Source organism: Methanoplanus sp. FWC-SCC4, assembly GCF_032878975.1.
Lineage (GTDB): Archaea > Halobacteriota > Methanomicrobia > Methanomicrobiales > Methanomicrobiaceae > Methanochimaera > Methanochimaera problematica.
Map to the genome: position 1 here is coordinate 650,608 of NZ_CP043875.1, position 17,771 is coordinate 668,378.

General features: G+C 38.5%; 14 protein-coding genes and 2 tRNA genes. 10 read left to right on the forward strand and 6 right to left on the reverse strand.

The annotated features are described in order from the left end of the window. Position 1: 1 nt before the first annotated feature. The 3 genes from F1737_RS03295 to F1737_RS03305 are packed head-to-tail and all read right to left on the reverse strand — an operon-like array spanning position 2 to position 4,254. On the reverse strand, positions 2-925 hold the full coding sequence (locus F1737_RS03295) for a type II secretion system F family protein (protein ID WP_317137359.1): 924 nt from the start codon (positions 923-925) through the stop codon (positions 2-4). Then, positions 918-3,626 (reverse strand): type II/IV secretion system ATPase subunit, encoded by a 2,709-nt coding sequence (locus F1737_RS03300; protein ID WP_317137360.1) that lies wholly within the window; start codon positions 3,624-3,626, stop codon positions 918-920. Before F1737_RS03300 ends, F1737_RS03295 begins: the two co-directional genes overlap by 8 nt. 13 nt (positions 3,627-3,639) lie before the next feature. Beyond that, complete coding sequence (locus F1737_RS03305) at positions 3,640-4,254, reverse strand: hypothetical protein (RefSeq protein ID WP_317137361.1); 615 nt, start codon at positions 4,252-4,254, stop codon at positions 3,640-3,642. Between the two features lie 231 nt (positions 4,255-4,485). On the opposite strand from F1737_RS03305, the gene F1737_RS03310 reads away from it, so the two are divergent. The 4 genes from F1737_RS03310 to leuS all read left to right on the forward strand — a co-directional run bounded on the left by F1737_RS03310 (position 4,486) and on the right by leuS (position 10,420). Next, the gene (locus F1737_RS03310) at positions 4,486-5,274 is read left to right on the forward strand and encodes an A24 family peptidase C-terminal domain-containing protein (protein WP_317137362.1); all 789 of its coding nucleotides are present in this window, start codon (positions 4,486-4,488) and stop codon (positions 5,272-5,274) included. A 1-nt stretch (position 5,275) separates the two neighbouring features. Further along, entirely contained in the window at positions 5,276-5,635 is a 360-nt protein-coding gene (gene hisI / locus F1737_RS03315) for a phosphoribosyl-AMP cyclohydrolase (RefSeq protein WP_317137363.1), read from the forward strand. Between the two features lie 35 nt (positions 5,636-5,670). Next, positions 5,671-7,587, forward strand: coding sequence for a PINc/VapC family ATPase (locus F1737_RS03320; RefSeq protein ID WP_317137364.1), 1,917 nt, complete (start codon positions 5,671-5,673; stop codon positions 7,585-7,587). A 64-nt stretch (positions 7,588-7,651) separates the two neighbouring features. Further along, positions 7,652-10,420 (forward strand): leucine--tRNA ligase, encoded by a 2,769-nt coding sequence (gene leuS, locus F1737_RS03325; protein WP_317137861.1) that lies wholly within the window; start codon positions 7,652-7,654, stop codon positions 10,418-10,420. Positions 10,421-10,533: 113 nt separating this feature from the next. Here the strand turns inward: leuS and F1737_RS03330 are convergent, their stop codons facing one another. Next, positions 10,534-10,932: a DUF5611 family protein gene (locus tag F1737_RS03330; protein WP_317137365.1), complete on the reverse strand. Its 399-nt coding sequence runs from the start codon at positions 10,930-10,932 to the stop codon at positions 10,534-10,536. Positions 10,933-11,026: 94 nt separating this feature from the next. Here F1737_RS03330 and F1737_RS03335 point away from each other — a divergent pair, with 94 nt between their 5' ends. The 3 genes from F1737_RS03335 to F1737_RS03345 all read left to right on the forward strand — a co-directional run bounded on the left by F1737_RS03335 (position 11,027) and on the right by F1737_RS03345 (position 12,299). Continuing rightward, positions 11,027-11,746: a proteasome assembly chaperone family protein gene (locus tag F1737_RS03335; protein WP_317137366.1), complete on the forward strand. Its 720-nt coding sequence runs from the start codon at positions 11,027-11,029 to the stop codon at positions 11,744-11,746. A 5-nt stretch (positions 11,747-11,751) separates the two neighbouring features. Then, positions 11,752-12,144: a DUF473 domain-containing protein gene (locus F1737_RS03340; RefSeq protein WP_317137367.1), complete on the forward strand. Its 393-nt coding sequence runs from the start codon at positions 11,752-11,754 to the stop codon at positions 12,142-12,144. A gap of 80 nt (positions 12,145-12,224) precedes the next feature. Beyond that, positions 12,225-12,299, forward strand: a tRNA-Arg gene (locus tag F1737_RS03345). Between the two features lie 191 nt (positions 12,300-12,490). Here F1737_RS03345 and metG read toward each other — a convergent pair. After that, positions 12,491-14,491: a methionine--tRNA ligase gene (gene metG, locus F1737_RS03350; protein ID WP_317137368.1), complete on the reverse strand. Its 2,001-nt coding sequence runs from the start codon at positions 14,489-14,491 to the stop codon at positions 12,491-12,493. A 44-nt stretch (positions 14,492-14,535) separates the two neighbouring features. On the opposite strand from metG, the gene F1737_RS03355 reads away from it, so the two are divergent. Continuing rightward, a complete protein-coding gene (locus F1737_RS03355; protein WP_317137369.1) occupies positions 14,536-15,327 on the forward strand; it encodes a hypothetical protein in 792 nt (263 codons plus the stop codon). 4 nt (positions 15,328-15,331) lie between these two features. Here the strand turns inward: F1737_RS03355 and F1737_RS03360 are convergent, their stop codons facing one another. After that, positions 15,332-16,306: a phosphoesterase gene (locus F1737_RS03360; RefSeq protein ID WP_317137370.1), complete on the reverse strand. Its 975-nt coding sequence runs from the start codon at positions 16,304-16,306 to the stop codon at positions 15,332-15,334. A 244-nt stretch (positions 16,307-16,550) separates the two neighbouring features. Between F1737_RS03360 and F1737_RS03365 the strand changes: the two genes are divergently transcribed. Continuing rightward, positions 16,551-16,624, forward strand: a tRNA-Phe gene (locus tag F1737_RS03365). 321 nt (positions 16,625-16,945) lie between these two features. Then, the gene (locus F1737_RS03370; RefSeq protein ID WP_317137371.1) at positions 16,946-17,716 is read left to right on the forward strand and encodes a hypothetical protein; all 771 of its coding nucleotides are present in this window, start codon (positions 16,946-16,948) and stop codon (positions 17,714-17,716) included. The last annotated feature ends 55 nt before the right edge of the window (positions 17,717-17,771 follow it).

Consider the following 17,771-nt stretch of genomic DNA (forward strand, 5'->3'; position numbering starts at 1 on the left):
CTCAGACCTCCGGGGTCATTGAATCAATGAGTATTACAAACATTATACTTCCAAGAGGAACTATGCCATATATTACGGCATACAAAAAAATCGGATTTGAAGAGCCGCTTATTGAAGACATTATCGACTGAAGGATTATGAGGAAAAGTGTTCCTGCAACAAGTGCTGTTACATAAGATTCTGAGATAAGTCCAAGCGTCTCTAAAAATGTCTTTTGCTGAAGTCTGTTTTCTCTTGCATATTGTTCGGATTTATTTCTGAAATATTCGGTAAGGTTGCTTCCACTGGAAATGCTTGCAACTGCGCCCTGCAAAAAATCACGCATTCTGTCACTTGGAGTATACTGACCGGCAATTCTGAGAGCATCGAGGAGATCTTTTCCAAATATTTCCACTTCTCTCGTGATATAGCGTGCCTCTACAGCACTTTCTCCGTAGATTTCGCTTTCTCCCAAAAGTTTGAAGACCTCGGCAGGTGTAATTCCTGCAGTTGACATTGCTGTTATGTAATTTATTGCATAAGGCAGTGTAACGTCAATATTTCTTTTTCTTTCTCCTGCAAGAATACTTGGATAGATTAAAAATCCTGCATATGTGATACCCCCGAAAATAATTAGAGAAAGTAAAACAACTGCAATTGTTCCAATAATCAGGCTGTGTTTGCTCAGTTCAAAGACGATGTCGGGAAGATTGCCCCTGTATACAACCATTTCCGGAAGTTTCAGAATATATGTAAAAAGCCCGATAATTATTGCCATCATTATTCCGACAAGGAATGAGCTTACATAAGCTGTTGCAATATAGGCTTCAAAGGGAGTTTTCATCCTGGCCCTGAGCATATCATTTCTCAGGCTGTGATAATTGTCCCTTTTATTCTTCGCTCTTTTGCCCAGAATATTGAAACAGAATCTTTCATAACTATTCATAGATATCAGCCCTTACCATATTCATCACTGCCTCAGGATCACGATAATATGACATCAGGACTTTTCCGACATCTTTGTAGTTTCTGAGTTTTTTAAGTCTCATCCATTCCAGAATCTCCTGACGTCTCTTTAATTCTTCAATCATGCGCTTTTCATCCCATCCTTTTTCTTCCATGATCTCTTCAAGAATGTATGATTTACCTGAATAGCGGATTTCATCTGTTGCAGCGTGCCACTTGAAAACTTCGTTTGTTATTAACTCATTAGTCCTTGGGTCAATATCGAGGATTTCAATTAACTGCTTGTTTCTCCTGATTCTCTGCCCACCTATTCTTGCCTGTACCTGAACGCTTACAAGGTCAAGGGAATTGAGCATATTTCTTGGAACATTAAGGGGTGGATTTTCAAGACGATGAACTGCACTTGCGACCGAATCTGCGTGCATTGTAGCATATGTTACATGACCTGTACTCATTGCCTGGAATAATGTAAGGGCCTCATGGCCTCTGACTTCTCCTACAAGAATATATTCAGGTCTTTGTCGAAGTGCGGCACGCAAAAGCTCGTACATATCAATTGAACCCTTGCCGTCTGCATCGAATGATTCCCTTGTAACACTTGGAATCCAGTTTTGATGCGGGAGTTTGAGCTCTCTTGTATCTTCAAGGGTGACAATTTTTGCCAACGGAGGTATGAAGAGCGATATGGCATTTAATGAAGTTGTTTTTCCAGATGCCGTTCCACCTGCAAAAATGCATGATTTGCTGCTCTCTACTGCGAGCCAGATATATGCTATTGATAATGGTGAAAATGTTCCCCATTCAATAAGGTCTGTCGGAGTAATCGGTTCATCTTTGAACTTTCTTATTGTAAAGGTAGATCCGTGTGCCGTGACTTCAGTTCCGAGAGTCATCTGTATACGTGAACCGTCCACCATTGTGGCATCAAGCATCGGCTCTGCTATTGAGATATATTTTCCTGATCTCTGGGCGAGTTTTGTAACAAATGAGTCCAGTTCCTCACTTTTTTTGTAGATTAGATTTGTGCCCATCGACTCATAGTTTGAATGATAAACAAATATTGGTGTATTTAATCCGTCACATGAAATATCTTCAATAAATTTGTCATGCATTATTGGATCAATAAGTCCGTCTCCAAGGAATTTTTTGTGAATGTGATATAAAATCTTCTCTCTTTCGGCAGGATCAAATTTTATTCCGTAATCATCAATAATTTCAAGGACAGACTCTTTTAATATATCCTCGGCGTCTTTTTTAGATATTGCTTTGGTATTTACATCAAGTGTCTCAAAGAGTCGCTGTTCAATTTCACTAAGGAAATCATTTTCTGCATCTGTTAAAACCGGTTCAATTGACTTGTACAAATATTCATTTGTGTTTTTGTCATAGAGAATTCTTATATATGCGTATGGCTCGTTTACCGGATATAATTCAACTTCATCAACCCCTTCAGGTTCACTTAATGTCAGATCAACAAGTGGACCATGGATTTTTAAATCATATTCCTCGTATTTCCATTTTTTTGGTTTGAAAAGATCTGAAAATGTCTGCTTTGAAAATTTTCCCCTTAAAGTTTTTTCCTCTTCAATAGTCTTTATTTCATCAAATGTTGTAGAAGGGAACTTTTCTGAGTATATCAGGTCTATTTTAGAGAGTGTTTCTTCATGATCTTCATGGAAAGGTTTCTTGTCCTTTGTTTTTAGTCTGAATTCCTCGATTTCAAATGTTGCGCCTTCGGGAAGAATGAGGTCTGAATAATCACTGACTATGTTTTCTACTGATACAACACCGGCATCTTTCTCGGTTATTTCTGAAGTTTGAGATGCTGCTTTTGACCACTGAGTCTTTTTAGGAGTATATTTTTCCCTGATTATTAACTCCTCAATGACATTTGTTTCTGCTGTGTCATCTTTTTCTAAAGGATCTTCACTCTGGAAATCATTTTCATCTTTATCATACTCTTCTTCAGGATATTTTTCCTGACGGATCTTACTTATTTGATCTTCTTCTAAAACTGAATAATCCGGCTGTCCTTCTTTTACTTCCGGTTCTCCAGAATCTTCAAAATCGATATTATGAGCATTTTCAGATTCTTCAAAGGTTTCAGATACCGGTTTTGATTCCGGAACCGTGGACAGGGGTTCGGCTACTACTTCATTAATTTCTTCAGGAATATTTTTAGAAAAGTCTTTGATTTCTTCAGAAGCAACGTTTTCTGCTTCTTTTGGTTCTTCTGTTATTTCTATCCCTGATTTTTCAGCTTTTTCAATTTTATCAAGTATTTGCTTAAGTTCAAAAGAAGGTTTTTTTTCATCCTTTTCAATTATTTCAGGGTTATTTGTAATATCTATATTATTTTGCACTTTGGAAGGTTCCTGCTCTTCATTTTTTTCAGCAGGGGGTGTTTTATTATCTAAAACTTCTGCTGAACCATTCAGATTTTGTCTTTCTGATATGTACTGTGGTCCTGTTTTTTGAGATTGAATTTTTTTGATAAGCTCGCTGAGATCGGTTGAATTATTTTCAGACTGATCTTTTTTTGGAGCAATTATATCTGCAAAATCAGTTGAAGTCAGATCTTTGGATATTATACTTCCATTGTCTGATCCTTCTCCTTCCTTTCTTTTGATTTTTTTAAAGATGCTGGAAATGCCATTTTTATCATTTATTTTATCCTTCACCTAAATCAACACCTCAAATATTTATTTTACTAACGCTGTCTTTCCCTTCAAGTTTTATTGAAAACCTGTGTTCTGTTCTGTCTTTTTCAATTACAATTATTGTGTATTCTCCTCCCTGAAGCACAAACCATACTGCTCCGTCAGAGGATGTTGTATCATGTTTTACCGGGCGAAGGTCCTTTGCCATGATAACTTTTAGTCCGCCGGCAGGCTGGCTATCTTTATTAATAATTAATTTTAATTTTGCCGGCCTGGTACTAAAGCTTACAAGGTCGTGCAGTTCACTGGAAAAATTGTCTGTTTTTAAATGGCTTTTATCGAATATTCTGCACCTCGAAGATATTGAATCTGCAAGTTCTTTACCGGTTTTGAATAATCTGAAATCTGATGATTTATCAAGAATATATATTGCCTTATCCCCATAGAGCATGCCATGTTCATCAATCTGGGCTGCTCCTTCCGGTTCACCGTTTACAAATACAAGAATTATGCTCTTTGAGTTGATTTCCGATGTTCCCAGACCATTTATTTTTTCATTGGATGTATGGCTTAACAAATCACTGTAACTATATTCGCCAAGATATTCTGAATTTTCAATGACCTCCCTGAAAAGTGCTGCTATCTGCATAATTGGGTTATTCCCTCCTAAAATTACAAATAATTTGGGTTTGTTTTTATACAATTAAAAAATTAAATAATGCTTTAATTTTATGAATTTTTGGAATTTGTTTTGAAATATCAGATATTCTGGTATTATAGGTTTTTAATAAAGCATTACATTTTAAGATATCTATTATCTGACCTTCGGCGAATAATCATCGCCACACATAAAAAGTGGTGGATACAATCTTTATCATTTATGATAGAACCACTTGTTATTTCATCCATTGTAATAACTGTGACTTTGCTTTATGCATCATATCGTGACGTAAAAGAGAGGCGTGTTCCTTTTCGTACATGGTATCCCATGATTGCAATATGTGTTCCCATTTCTGTCTGGGCATATTCGCTTTTAATTGTTAGTGACCTTAGATTTGCTTTTGGGTATATTTTAATGGTTGTTGTATTTTGCAGCATGTTTTACTTTTCGTCTGCATATCTGCATCTTTTTGGAGGTGCTGATGCATGGGCACTGATCTTTATTACGGCATTTGTTCCTCTTTTTCCGGTTGAGCCTTTATGGAGTTATCCTGTGCTACCTTTCCTGCCGCTAACAGTTCTGGTAAATGCGGTAGTGCTGAATCTGGCAACACCGATCGGCCTGCTTGTATTCAACATTATGAAAAAGAACTATGCTCCGCTTAGGTACATGTTTGTTGGCTACCCTGTCGATGGAAAAAGAATAACTGAATACTTTGGGTTTATCATGGAAGACTTTGAGGACTCTGAAGGAGAATTAAAAAGACATTACATAAGTTTTGCAGATGCAATAAAGAGGATGATTTCCGGCAAAAGAAGGATGTATACGAAAGATTTGAAGAAAGATCCTGAAGAGTATAAAGTTGAGATTGAAATGTACCGTCGTGCAGGGCATGTGTGGATATCATACGGTGTTCCTTTCATTATTCCTATTGCGGCAGGTTTTATCACGGCAATACTGTTTGGAGATATAGTATATGTGGTTATGAGAACACTTGGGTTATTTTAATATGAGGATAAATTTTGATTCTGACGGGCTTGTACCTGTAATTGCACAGGATTATAAGACAAAAAAAATACTGATGCTGGCGTATGCGGATAATGAAGCGGTAGAAATGACAAAAAAAACGGGATTCGCTCATTACTATTCCAGAAGCCGTAAAAAAATTTGGAAAAAAGGGGAAGACAGCGGACATGTCCAGGAGGTATTAAGCGTACTTGTTGATTGTGATGAGGATGCGCTGGTCTATCTGGTGAATCAGACCATAGGTGCATGTCACACGGGATATGACAGTTGTTTTTATCGTACGATTGATGGTGAAATAGTTGGTGAGAAAGTTTTTGATCCCGATAAGGTATATGCTAATTAGGTATTAGATACATCAGTTAAAAGGGAGGTTTTTTAATGAGACTAGTACCTGATACAAGCGTCGTAATAGATGGACGCATCACCTCGATGATACAGGAGTCGGGTGAATATAAAGGGGCCACAATAATTGTTCCAGAGGCCGTAATAGCAGAACTTGAAGCACAAGCTAACCAGGGACGTGAAATAGGTTTTAGCGGTTTAAAAGAACTTCAGGAATTATCAAAGCTTGCAGAAGACGAAATAATAGAACTAAAATATGTTGGTGAAAGGCCAAGCCTTGACCAGGTGAAACTTGCAAGCGGCGGAGAAATTGATGCCCTTATCAGAAATGTAGCGCTTGAATATGAAGATGCAAAATTTATTACAAGCGATATTGTTCAGTCTGAAGTTGCAAAAGCAAAGGGTCTTGATGTATTATATCTAAGGCCGCAGATAGAGGAGTTCTCTCCACTTACGATAGACAATTATTTCGATGAAAATACTCTGGCTGTATTTTTGAAAGAACGCGCCAGACCCGTTGCAAAGAAGGGAACACTCAAAGAGAGCAGAATTGTCAATCTCAGTGATGATCTTATATCCGAATATGAACTGAGAAATATTGCACAGGAGATTCTGGAACGCGCAAAACGTGATTCTGATGGTTTTATAGAACTTGAAAAGCGTGGAATTACAATTGTTCAGATTGGTTCAATGAGAATATCCATTGCAAGAAGACCATTTTCAGACGGTATGGAAATAACTGCAGTAAGGCCGATTGTTGACAGATCACTTGAAGACTATAATCTCTCAGGCGTGGTTAAGAAGAGACTTCTTGACGAGAGGAGAGGTATTATTATTGCAGGTGTTCCGGGTGTTGGAAAAACCACTCTTGCACAGAGCATAGCAATGTTTCTCTCAGGTCAGGAATATTCCGTTAAAACCATGGAGGCTCCAAGAGACATCCAGGTTCCGGATCATATAACACAATATTCTGCACTTGAGGGCAGTATGGAAAATACTGCCGAAGTCATGCTTTTGATGCGCCCTGACTTTGTAATCTTTGATGAACTCAGAAAGAACATAGATTTCAATGTCTTTGCAGACATGCGTCTTGCAGGTATCGGCATGATTGGAGTTGTTCATGCAAATGATGCCCATGATGCCTTACAGAGATTCCTGACCCGGACAGATTTTGGAGTTCTGCCACAGATAATTGACACAATTATACTGGTAAAAGACGGAGAAATCTCAAAAATATATGATCTTGTCTTTGAGGTAAAAGTTCCTGAAAGCATGCCTGAAGATGATGAATATATATCCGCAAGACCTGTTATTTCTGTTGTAAATAACAAAAAAGGAGAGTCAGAGTCTGAGATTTTTAAATATGAAGGGGAGACCATAATTCTTAAATTCCCTGTTTCAGAAGAGGAAGTCGAAGAAGAAGGAGTTCCTGTTGAGGAGATTCCTGAGGAAGATATCTCTTTGAAACTGGTTGAGAGAGAAATCCAAAGGGAAATCGGCCGTTTTACTGACGGACCTGTTGAAGTGAGGATGCAAAACGAGAATAAGGCTGTTGTATTTATTGACGATAAGGACGTTCCTGCAGCAATTGGTAAAGGAGGCAAGAATGTCGCTTCTATTGTCAATAAACTTAGTATCGGTATTGATATTCGCCCAAGAAGTGAACTGCCTGTTACACCTGAAAGTAAAGAGGAGAAGGAAATTCCCGAACCGGAGGTGCCTCCAAAGTCCGGCGGTAATGGTATAGAGATAAAAGTGGACAAGAAATATCTCTCAATTTTTGCCCGCGAATACCGTGGTAAAATTGTTGATGTCTTTGGCGGAAAGGAGTATCTTTTCACTGCTACAGTGAATGATCAGGGTGAGATACACATGTCAAAGAATAATAGCATAGCAATGGAAATGATCCGACGTTGTAATGACGGGGAAGAAATCAGACTCAGACCAGTATAATTCATTTATTTTTTTTTGAAAATTTATCAGTTTACGGAAGTGATCAAATTTGAGTACATTTGATATGAAAGAATACGAAACCGAATACCGTGAAGCATGGACACATAGTTTTGAAGCAGATCCCGGTGAAGCTGAAAAATTTTATCTGAATGTTGCTTATCCGTATCCAAGCGGGGCAATGCATGTGGGACATGGAAGAACCTATATTGTTCCTGATGTTATTGCACGCTACTGGAGGATGAGGGGAAAACATGTTCTCTTCCCTATGGCTTTTCATGTTACAGGTTCTCCGGTAATTGGCATTTCAAAGAGAATTGCAAACGGCGATGAGAAGACAATAAAACTTTATCGTGATCTATACCGTGTACCTCAGGATGTCCTTGATACCTTTATTGAACCTGACCAGATTGTAAGGTATTTCAGCGGTGAATATGAACGTATTATGCGCTCATGTGGTCTCTCAATTGACTGGAGACGCAGATTTACAACAGTCTATCCTCAGTACAGCAAATTCATTGAGTGGCAGTATCTTCACCTGATGGAGCAGAATCATGTCATACGCGGGGCACATCCTGTAAAATACTGCCCGCAGTGTGACAATCCTGTTGGTGACCATGATCTTCTGGAAGGGGAGAAAGCAGAGATTGTAAAGTATGTTCTTGTAATGTTTAACTGGAACGAATACAAAGTGCCCTGTGCTACACTCCGTCCTGAAACAACATATGGTGTTACAAATCTGTGGGTAAACCCTGATGTGACATACAAAAAGGTACGTGTTGATGGCCAGAAATGGATTCTCTCTCCGGAAGCTGCAGCTAAAATATCACTTCAGGATCATGAAGTTGTTTATGACGGAGAATTACCGGGAACTGAGTTAATTGATCAGACAGTTTCGCATCCTTTCTGTGGAGAAGTTCCAATATTACCCGCAACATTTGTTGATCCTGATATGGCAACAGGAATTGTTATGAGTGTTCCTGCTCATGCGCCATTTGATTATATTGCACTTCGTGATCTTCAGGAAACCGGCAAATACACAGAAATAAAGCTTGTATCTTTGATTAATGTTTCAGGTTACGGGCAGTTCCCTGCACAGGATGCTGTTGAAAAGTCCGGAATTAAAGATCAGAATGATCCCGGGATGGAAACACTCACGCAGGAGATATACAGTGCTGAATTTTCAAGCGGACGTATGCTTCCACAATACGGCGGTAAGCCTGTAAAGATTGCACGTGAGGAGTTCTCTGCAATTATGCTTGAACAGCACGGCTCCCTTGTCATGTATGACTTTGATACAAGGGATATTGTCTGCCGCTGTGGCAGCCGTGTCTTTGTAAGAATTTTAAAAGACCAGTGGTTCCTTCAATATAGTGATCCTGAGTGGAAACAGCAGGTTCATGATCAGATCGATAAGCTCAACCTCGTTCCTCCTGAAGTCCGTGCCGAATTTGACAGAACAGTTGACTGGCTAAAGGACTGGGCATGCACAAGAAGAATTGGTCTTGGTACTCATCTTCCCTGGGATAAAAACTGGCTTGTGGAACCACTTTCGGATTCAACAATTTATATGTCTTTTTACACAATTGCACACAAGCTTGTGAAAATAGACGCAGAGAAACTGACTCCGGAGGTTTTTGATTATATATTCCTTGGTAAGGGCTCGCCTGAAGAACTGCCGCTTTCTAAAGAGGAAGTTGAAGATTTAAGATCAGAATTCCTTTACTGGTATCCGTACGATTTCAGGTTCTCGGCAAAAGATCTCATATCAAATCACCTGACATTCCAGTTGTTCCATCACAAGGCTCTATTCCCTGAAGAACTTCAGCCAAAGGGGATGGTTGTCTTTGGAATGGGTCTTTTGGAAGGCGCAAAGATGTCATCATCAAAAGGTAATGTAATTCTTTTGGAAGATGCGATCAATGATGTAGGGGCTGACACAGTACGTATGTTCCTCGTTGGAAGTGCTGAGCCATGGCAGGACTTTGACTGGAGACGTGAACTTGTCTCATCAACAAAGAAGCAGATAGAACGTTTCTGGAATACTATCCATGAAGGAATTGATGCAAAAGGCAGCTATCCTATTGATACCTGGCTATTGTCACGTATGCAGGAAAGAATAGCAAATGCCACAGGTGCAATGAACTCTTTCCAGACAAGGCAGGCTCTTCAGGAGGCTTACTTTGGAATTGAATCTGACCTGAAATGGTACCGCCGTCGTCTTCCGGAAAATGTCCGTGTTTCTTCAGCATTAAATGAGATAAGCGGGGCATGGATTCGTCTGCTGGCTCCCTTTATTCCATTTACATCTCAGAAACTATGGGAGGAGACAGGGGAGATTGGAGATGTTGCCTTTTCAGAGTGGCCTGTGCCGGATGAGAAGAAGATCAACATTCCTGTTGAACTTGCGGAGGAGCTTTTAACAAGGACAGTCGAAGATGTGGAATCAATTTTAAAACTGATTCAGATTGAGCCTTCCGGAATAACTCTGTTTGTATCTCCTGCATGGAAGTACAATGTGTTTAACACAATTGCTACTGCGCAAGACAAGAAGAAGGTTATGTCAGTCATTATGAAGGATGAAGAGATGAAAAAACGTGGTAAGGAAGCCACTGATGCTGCAAAGCAGATTACAAATCTCATCCACCGTCTCCCGCCGGAACTTGTCAGCAGGATATCCGGATTGGGTATTGATGAAACCTCTGTATTTGAGTCCGCAAAAGATTTCATTGAGCGTGAATTAGGACTTCCTGTAACAATTGTTTCTGCAGAGGGCAATGCTCATCCAAAAGCAAAGATGGCCTTACCTTTCAAGCCGGCAATTGTAATAGAATAAACAAAACAAATATATTTTTAATTTTAATCTGAAATCGAGTTTTTAAGAATAAATTATAAAATTTGAAAAAGTTCTGTTCTAAAATAATATTACTTAAGTCACAGAAAAAATATTTATTTATTATTTTTTACTTTGTCTGCTGCCTTCTTTTTTCTCTCTTTTGTATTATATCCGGTAACATATTCAAGGTATTTTCTATATCTTGAATTTGTGTCCATTACAATTTTGTCTGCTTCATCTTCCGGGTATTTATCATAAATTTCACTGTCTGATTCGGTATCAATTATGAGGAGATTCCCTTTCTCGTTAAGTGAGGCATCAAGATTTTTAAAGGAACCAAAACTGATTATGTAATGACCATTTTTTTCTTCAGGTTTTTCTTCAAAATATTTCTCAAGGCCGTCTGTCATTCTCTGCATTAAGCCTGTTTTAAATCCTCTTTTGATTTGATATTCCTGCATGCTTACTATTATAACATGTTTTACATTAATCCTTTTTGGAAAAATTTTCATTATGGCTAATTTTAAGTTAATCATCGCTGACCGATAGTTGTATAAATGTGGTTGTATATTGGTATCTTATAGTCAGAGTTAAAGGTGTTTTATCGTGGATGATATAAAAATTGTTTCCGAAATGGCCGGAGCTGATGAAGTCATAGCTTTGGTGGGTTTTCCGGGAAGTGGTCTTGTAGGTAGTATTTCAATACAATATCTTGTTGACAATGCTGATTTTGAATTTGTCGGCAGCATTACCAGTAAGTATTTCCCTCCGATTGCAATGATGGTTGACGGAGTCATTAATGCACCAATTCGAATTTACAGGAAAGATTCATTTGTTGCTTTTGTATCTGACATACCTATACATCCTACAATATGTTATGAAGTTACAAACGGAATAATTTCCTGGCTTAAAGGATTTAATCTAAAAGAGATTGTCGTTGTTGCAGGTATTGTAACCAATACTCCTGAAAAGCGTGTTTTTGGTGTCGCCTCCGAGCAGGTTCATCTGGAAAAAATAAAAGATACTGAGATTTTGCCTATGGGCAGTATATCTGGTATGCCCGGCAGCATTCTGACTGAGTGTAAGGCTTCAGGTATACCTGCAATCGGACTTCTGGGCGAAACAGTAAATACACCTGATCCCCGTTCTGCAGTATCTATACTGGAAGTATTGAATTCTCTTTACAAATTTGGTGTTGAAGTGGAAGCACTTAGTGAGCAGGCAGAGGAGATTGAATCTTCTATGCAGAAGATGGTAGAACAGGTGAGGGAAACAGAGAAAGAGCAGCAGCATCCGAAGAAAGAGCATCTGCCAATGTATGGGTGATAATCATGAAAATCGCAGCTATTACAGGAATTTCTCCTAATGTTTTGTCTGAACTTAAAAAAGGGAAGCCGAGAACAATCGAGCTTCAGAGTGCCCATAACATAATTACTCTTACAGATGTGCTCCCCGGTGATCATATATTTATGACAGAAGTCGATCTTGATGATCTCTATCCGGGTGACCATGGAATAATTGTTGATGTTATGTGCATTACTATCAATATGAAGAGAATGGTTGAGTATATCAATCCATATTATTATGAAGAGCGTGAAAGGATGTCGGTTCGCCTTAAGGTTAAATATGTTGACAAAACAATTGCCAGAAATATTGATGGAAAAGAATGGGCAAAACCAACTCAGGTTGAGATAGTCAAGTCATCAGTGTTCCATGCAGGATAAATATAAATCAATATTTTTAAGATAATTTCATAAGGATTAATAACATGGAGCGCCAATGTTATAGAGCACAATATTTGTGAGGATCTGTGGCTTAGCCAGGATATAGCGCCGGGCTTCTAACCCGGATGTCGGGGGTTCGAATCCCTCCAGGTCCGTTTCATTTTTAAAGATTATTGAAATCCTTTGTTTGATTTAGTTTAAAATAGTTAATTTTAGTGCAATATTTTGAATATCCTGTTTTCTTGAGTTTAATTCTTTTAAAAATGAGAATATTTATAAAAATTTAATTTTATTTCATTTCGGTTGATTAAATGTTGAAAAAACCATTTTTAATGTTTAAAGGATTTTAGAGAACTTTTGTTCCCGGCAATACATCCTTTATTGTTGTTAGAAGCGCGGCCTTTTCTCCGGCTGCAAGTATCATTCCATTTGATTCGACACCAAAGAGTTTTGCAGGTTTTAAGTTTGTCACAACAACAACACTCATGTCTTTTAATTCTTCAGGAGTGTAGTTTTGCGCGATTCCTGATACAATCTGTCTTTTTTCATCACCAAGATCAACCTGAATTTTAAGGAGTTTTTTTGATCCTTCAATTTGTTCAGCTTCAATCACTTTTGCTATTTTAAGCTCTACGTTTGCAAATTCGTCAATAGTTATCATGTTATCTTCCTCTTTGTTTTTCTGTTCCTTTTTAACTGCTTCTTCTATTCTTTTATTGAGTGTTATTTCGTATGCTTCAATCTTTTCATCTTCAATTTTTTCGAACATGATCTTTGGTTTTGGAAGTTCTGAGAAATCAAATCCCTCTAAAGCATCTTTTATGGGATGTTCTTTTACACTGTCTGTGTAACCCAGAAGTTCCCATGATTCCTGTGCTTTTTCGGGTATAACAGGATCCAGAAGAATTGTTAGTGCCTTTACAAGCTGGACACAGTTTCTTAGTACCTGCTTTGCAGAATTCTCATCTTCCTTTATCAGTTTCCACGGGGCATTTGTCTGAATGTAAGAATTACCATATGACGCAAGTGCCATTACCGATTCAACAGCGGATTTAAATTCGTATTCTCTAACAGCTGTTTCAACCTCTTCTATTGTCTTTTCAATCTTTGCAATAATTTCAGGCTCTGCTTCAAGTTCCGGGATGCCTCCCAGCTTTTTTGATGTGAAATGGAGCGTTCTGTAAAAGAAGTTTCCGACGGTATCGACGAGTTCGTTGTTGACCCTTGTCTGAAACTCTTTCCACGAGAAATTAAGCTCTTTAGTGTGGCTTGTGTATGAGAGGAGATAGTAGCGCAGATAATCTGCAGGGAGACCGAGATCCAGATAATCTTCATTTGTCCATACAACATATCCTCTGCTTTTAGAGAAGGTCTTATCATCTATTTTGACCATTCCGCTTGCAACAACTGCTTTTGGCGTTGAATAGCCTGAGCCTTTTAGGATTGCAGGCCAGAAAACACAGTGGTGGTAAATAATATCCTGTCCGATGAAATGGATAATAGGAGAGTCACCTTTCCAGAACTGTTCCCAGTTTCCTCCTGTTTTCTCTGCCCATTCTTCAGTGAATGCCATGTACCCGATTGGTGCATCAACCCAGACATATACAACAAGGTCATCATTTCCTGGAAATTTGACTCCCCAGTCGAGTGTTCTTGTGATACACCAGTCATGAAGACCTTCTTTAATCCATCCTGCTGCATAGTTTCTGGCGTTTGATGTTCCCTTCAGGTTTGGAAGAAACTCTTCGAGAAACTGGCTGAATTCACTTAGCTTGAAGAAATAATGCTCCTGATCCCGAAGTTTTGCTTTGCCCCCGCATACTTTGCATATTGGATCTTTTATTTCTCCGGGTTCAAGGTGTTTTCCGCATCCCTGGTCACATTCGTCTCCTCTTGCTTTTTCACCACAATGGGGGCATATACCTTCTACGTATCTGTCCGGCAGAAACATTTTGCAGGCAGGGCAGTAGCTCTGGCTGATGACCTTTTTATAGATATATCCATTATTTATTAATTTCTGGACAATTTCTTTTGTTCTTTTGTGGTTGGCCGGATCATCAGTCATTCCAAAGCGGTCAAATTCAATTTCCATTCTTTTGAAGGTATTGTCGAAATGATCGTTGTAACGCTCTGACATTTCCCGGGGTGTAATGCCTTCTGATTCAGCGCTGATAACAATTGGTGTCCCGTGATTGTCCGAACCGCAGACAAATACAACTTCTTCTCCGCAGTGCCTTAAATAGCGGACGAAGAAATCTGCTGGTATGTAAGTGCGTAAATGACCTATGTGACATGGACCGTTTGTGTACGGTAGTCCACATGTCACTAGTAGCGGCGTATCACTCATGCTTATGTTTTTAGCTTTTAAAGAGTATAAATACATAATATCGGATGAAAAAACGGCAAAATATAGATCTGTTATCCTTTGGGGCTGATGATGTAAAAAACGTGGAACCATCAAAGCTTGCTCAATGGGCAAAAAAGCAAATCGGAGTTTCCTGTGATCTTCTCTCGTATCAGATGGAATGTCTTGCAAGAGTTCAGAAGGGATTTGCGGATAAGCCGTGTTCTGGCGGATTATTTTACAAAAAACGTGTTCTTGAATCAATAGCGGGTATCAAATCAGGTTTTCTCAACTCCGAGCCATATCCTGAATGTGAACTGATGAAAGAAGATGCAAAAAGAGTTTCCCGCATTTCAAAGGGAATTTCTGTTGCCATGCCTCCCCCGTCCGGCCTTATGATTGAGGATTCGTATTTCAATAACAGGGGAGATTTCATTGGTGCATTGTCAGAAGTTTATTCCAAAATGATGAGGGAGCAGCGCGATGCAGGAATTAAAAAGCATGTCCTCATTTCAGACCGTTTTGATTCAACCGAGCTTGATGATCTTCCACATAATAAGATATTTTACTTTTCTCCTGAAGGGAGTTCTTCAGTAATGAAGTCAATACTTAGTGTTCAGGACAATATCGCGGTTTATTCCAAAAAAATTCCTGTATTGTTTGAAATTCTGAATGAATATGATGTGAAAAACGTAATTGTCGTTGATGGAAATATCAGTGATTTTGATTTATGCATGAATCATTTTGACCCTGACAACATTTTTATGGGCGGGTATTGCTGTAAATGCCCCGGTTCTTACTGGAAAGATCTAAAAGAAAATGCATTTTTGATGGTCTGATACTTTATTCAGCCTTTATTTTTTCAGAAACGTCAAATAATTTCTTATAATGCCTGTTTTTCTTTAAGATCAAAAATGCCATTTTGTCTGTAAATGAGAACTTAAAAGAACCTCCGGCAGCGGGCGGGTGCCCTCCTCCGCCGAACTTTTTTGCGATAAGATGGCTTATCGGCGGGACAGAGCGTATTGAAAACTTTCCATTGTCAGAGACTATTACTTCAATGTCAGTTTTCATCTCATCTCTTATTGCATGTGCGGTTTCACTCGGGTAACCGTAAAGCGGAGCAAATGCAACTTTGTATTTCCCTTCAAGGATTTTTGTATGGCTCAGACTCTTTTTTATGGCGGTGTTCTTTTCTTCGTATATCTTTTTGTATATCTGATCAATTTCCCGGTTTGTAAAACTGCCACTTAAAAGACAGTCCCTGACAATGTCAAGATTTCTCCTTTTTGTGCAGACCTCGCCAAGGACTTTTGAGAGGGGTTCTTTATGGTGCCAGAGATCATAATCGCAGACGACTCTTGCGATCTCCTTTGACCACTCGTCATCGGGCATAAGGTCACGGAATACAATTCCTGTTGCGCACACTTCAGTATTTATATTGAGGTATTCAATGTTTTCTTCAATAGATTTTTTTTCTTCATCCGTCCATCTGTGGTGATCACGCCATTCTATCTTCCAGCCGTTTTCTTTTGCAATTTTTACTGCTTCAATTGCCCCGTCCTGATAGCCAAGATCAGAGATACTTAACATATTCCCGTTTCCTGGGCATTCCGCTATTGTCTTAAAAATAGATATAAACCGTCCCACTGATGCCCATACTGTGAATATTTTATCATGTTTTAATCTGTGAATTGCATCACTACCGACTGCGTCCAGATCGTTATGGGTTAAATGAACAATATTTGTGCTTCTTTCGTTCAATGCTTTGATGAAGCCTGAGTTGTCATTGTTTTTTTTATGATTATTTTTACCCATTATTTTTCCTGTACAATTAATCGACTGCCTGCAATAATAAATGGTGGGCACTTTTTGCATTAGCTTTTTTGACATCTGGTCTGCGCATAATTGCTTTTTTGACATACGATCTAGTGACTATTCCCGGTTTTCAAAAAGGTCATATTTGAGTCTGTCGATTTTACTTCTAAAATGGGGGTTGCAAATCAAATCATTTATTAATTAGAATGTCCTATTCTATTTGCTCAACTGATAACAGATGAGTGCCTCAATAGCTCAGCCTGGGAGAGCGCCAGACTGAAGATCTGGTTGTCCCCGGTTCAAATCCGGGTTGAGGCATTATAAGTTCTAATTTTGCGATTTTTAATGAATAATTTATTCATCCATAAAATTCAGTTGCTTCTTCATGAAAAAATGTTAAATAAATAATATTTAGTCTTTTTAAGACCTCATATTTTAATATTCTTGAAAAATCTATTTTTTATGGTTGATTGGAGATCAGTTTCCTGAAGTGATATTGTCTCAAAATTATATATGTAGTAGTTTTGGATATAACCAATAACATATAAACATTATATATCTTAATAAAATTCAAATTAAATTGAAATATCTTTTAATACAATCCCGACATCTAATGGATTAATTTTGATGGGTGATGTTATGAGAAAAATGATGAAGCTTATGGTGGTACTCACAGTTCTGATGTTTTTTGCATCTCCGGCTGTAATGGGTGCCCAGACTGACAACAGTAAAGATAACAAAAATGTTCCTGCCGGGGACAAACCGGTAAAAACAGAAAAACCGGTAACACAGGCCGGAAAAATGAATGAAAGTCCGGGACTCTCACCTGATTCACAGATGCAGAAATTCCAGAATGATTCTTTAAAAACTCCAAAAGAAGTGGAAACACAAAACAGGCCTCAGAACACTTCTGGAAAACAGGTTGAAGTAAAGGAGAGAATTCGCCTGAAGCAGCAGGAGATTTTAATGGAACATGCCAATCTCTCCGTAAAGGAACAGAGCAAACTGAAAAATCAAAACCAGATCCGTGTGGCAGTCCACACACTCCTTATGGCAGAAGATATTGATGGGGGAATCGGATCGCAGATATCGGCAATTGCAAAGGAATATAACAACTCCGTAAAGAACACATATTCTGCTGAAGAAAGAATTCAAAACAGGGATGCACTCTCTTATTTTTTCTTTGGGGGGGATAAGGATGCATCAGGTGAAATCCTGAGAAACATAGAGCAAAACCAGCAGAGAATAGAAAACCTTAATCAGCTTATCAGTGAGTGTGACTGTGATGATGAATTAAGACTAATGCTTCAGGAACAAATAACTGCTCTTGAAAAAGAACAGAACAGGCTCCGTCTGATGGCTCAGGACGAACTGAACAATAAAGGTCTTCTTGGAGGCCTTTTTGGTTAATCATTTTTTTAATTTTATCAATTTTTACTTCCTGTCATTTAGGAAATTAATTTAT

Excerpts from the sequence above, each read along its gene's own strand:
- F1737_RS03310 (WP_317137362.1), top strand. The coding sequence starts at position 4,486 with ATGATAGAACCACTTGTTATTTCATCCATTGTAATAACTGTGACTTTG.
- F1737_RS03320 (WP_317137364.1), top strand. The coding sequence starts at position 5,671 with ATGAGACTAGTACCTGATACAAGCGTCGTAATAGATGGACGCATCACC.
- F1737_RS03360 (WP_317137370.1), bottom strand. The coding sequence starts at position 16,306 with ATGGGTAAAAATAATCATAAAAAAAACAATGACAACTCAGGCTTCATC.
- F1737_RS03355 (WP_317137369.1), top strand. The coding sequence starts at position 14,536 with ATGAAAAAACGGCAAAATATAGATCTGTTATCCTTTGGGGCTGATGAT.
- F1737_RS03295 (WP_317137359.1), bottom strand. The coding sequence starts at position 925 with ATGAATAGTTATGAAAGATTCTGTTTCAATATTCTGGGCAAAAGAGCG.
- leuS (WP_317137861.1), top strand. The coding sequence starts at position 7,652 with ATGAAAGAATACGAAACCGAATACCGTGAAGCATGGACACATAGTTTT.
- metG (WP_317137368.1), bottom strand. The coding sequence starts at position 14,491 with ATGAGTGATACGCCGCTACTAGTGACATGTGGACTACCGTACACAAAC.
- F1737_RS03340 (WP_317137367.1), top strand. The coding sequence starts at position 11,752 with ATGAAAATCGCAGCTATTACAGGAATTTCTCCTAATGTTTTGTCTGAA.
- F1737_RS03370 (WP_317137371.1), top strand. The coding sequence starts at position 16,946 with ATGAGAAAAATGATGAAGCTTATGGTGGTACTCACAGTTCTGATGTTT.
- F1737_RS03330 (WP_317137365.1), bottom strand. The coding sequence starts at position 10,932 with ATGAAAATTTTTCCAAAAAGGATTAATGTAAAACATGTTATAATAGTA.
- F1737_RS03305 (WP_317137361.1), bottom strand. The coding sequence starts at position 4,254 with ATGCAGATAGCAGCACTTTTCAGGGAGGTCATTGAAAATTCAGAATAT.
- hisI (WP_317137363.1), top strand. The coding sequence starts at position 5,276 with ATGAGGATAAATTTTGATTCTGACGGGCTTGTACCTGTAATTGCACAG.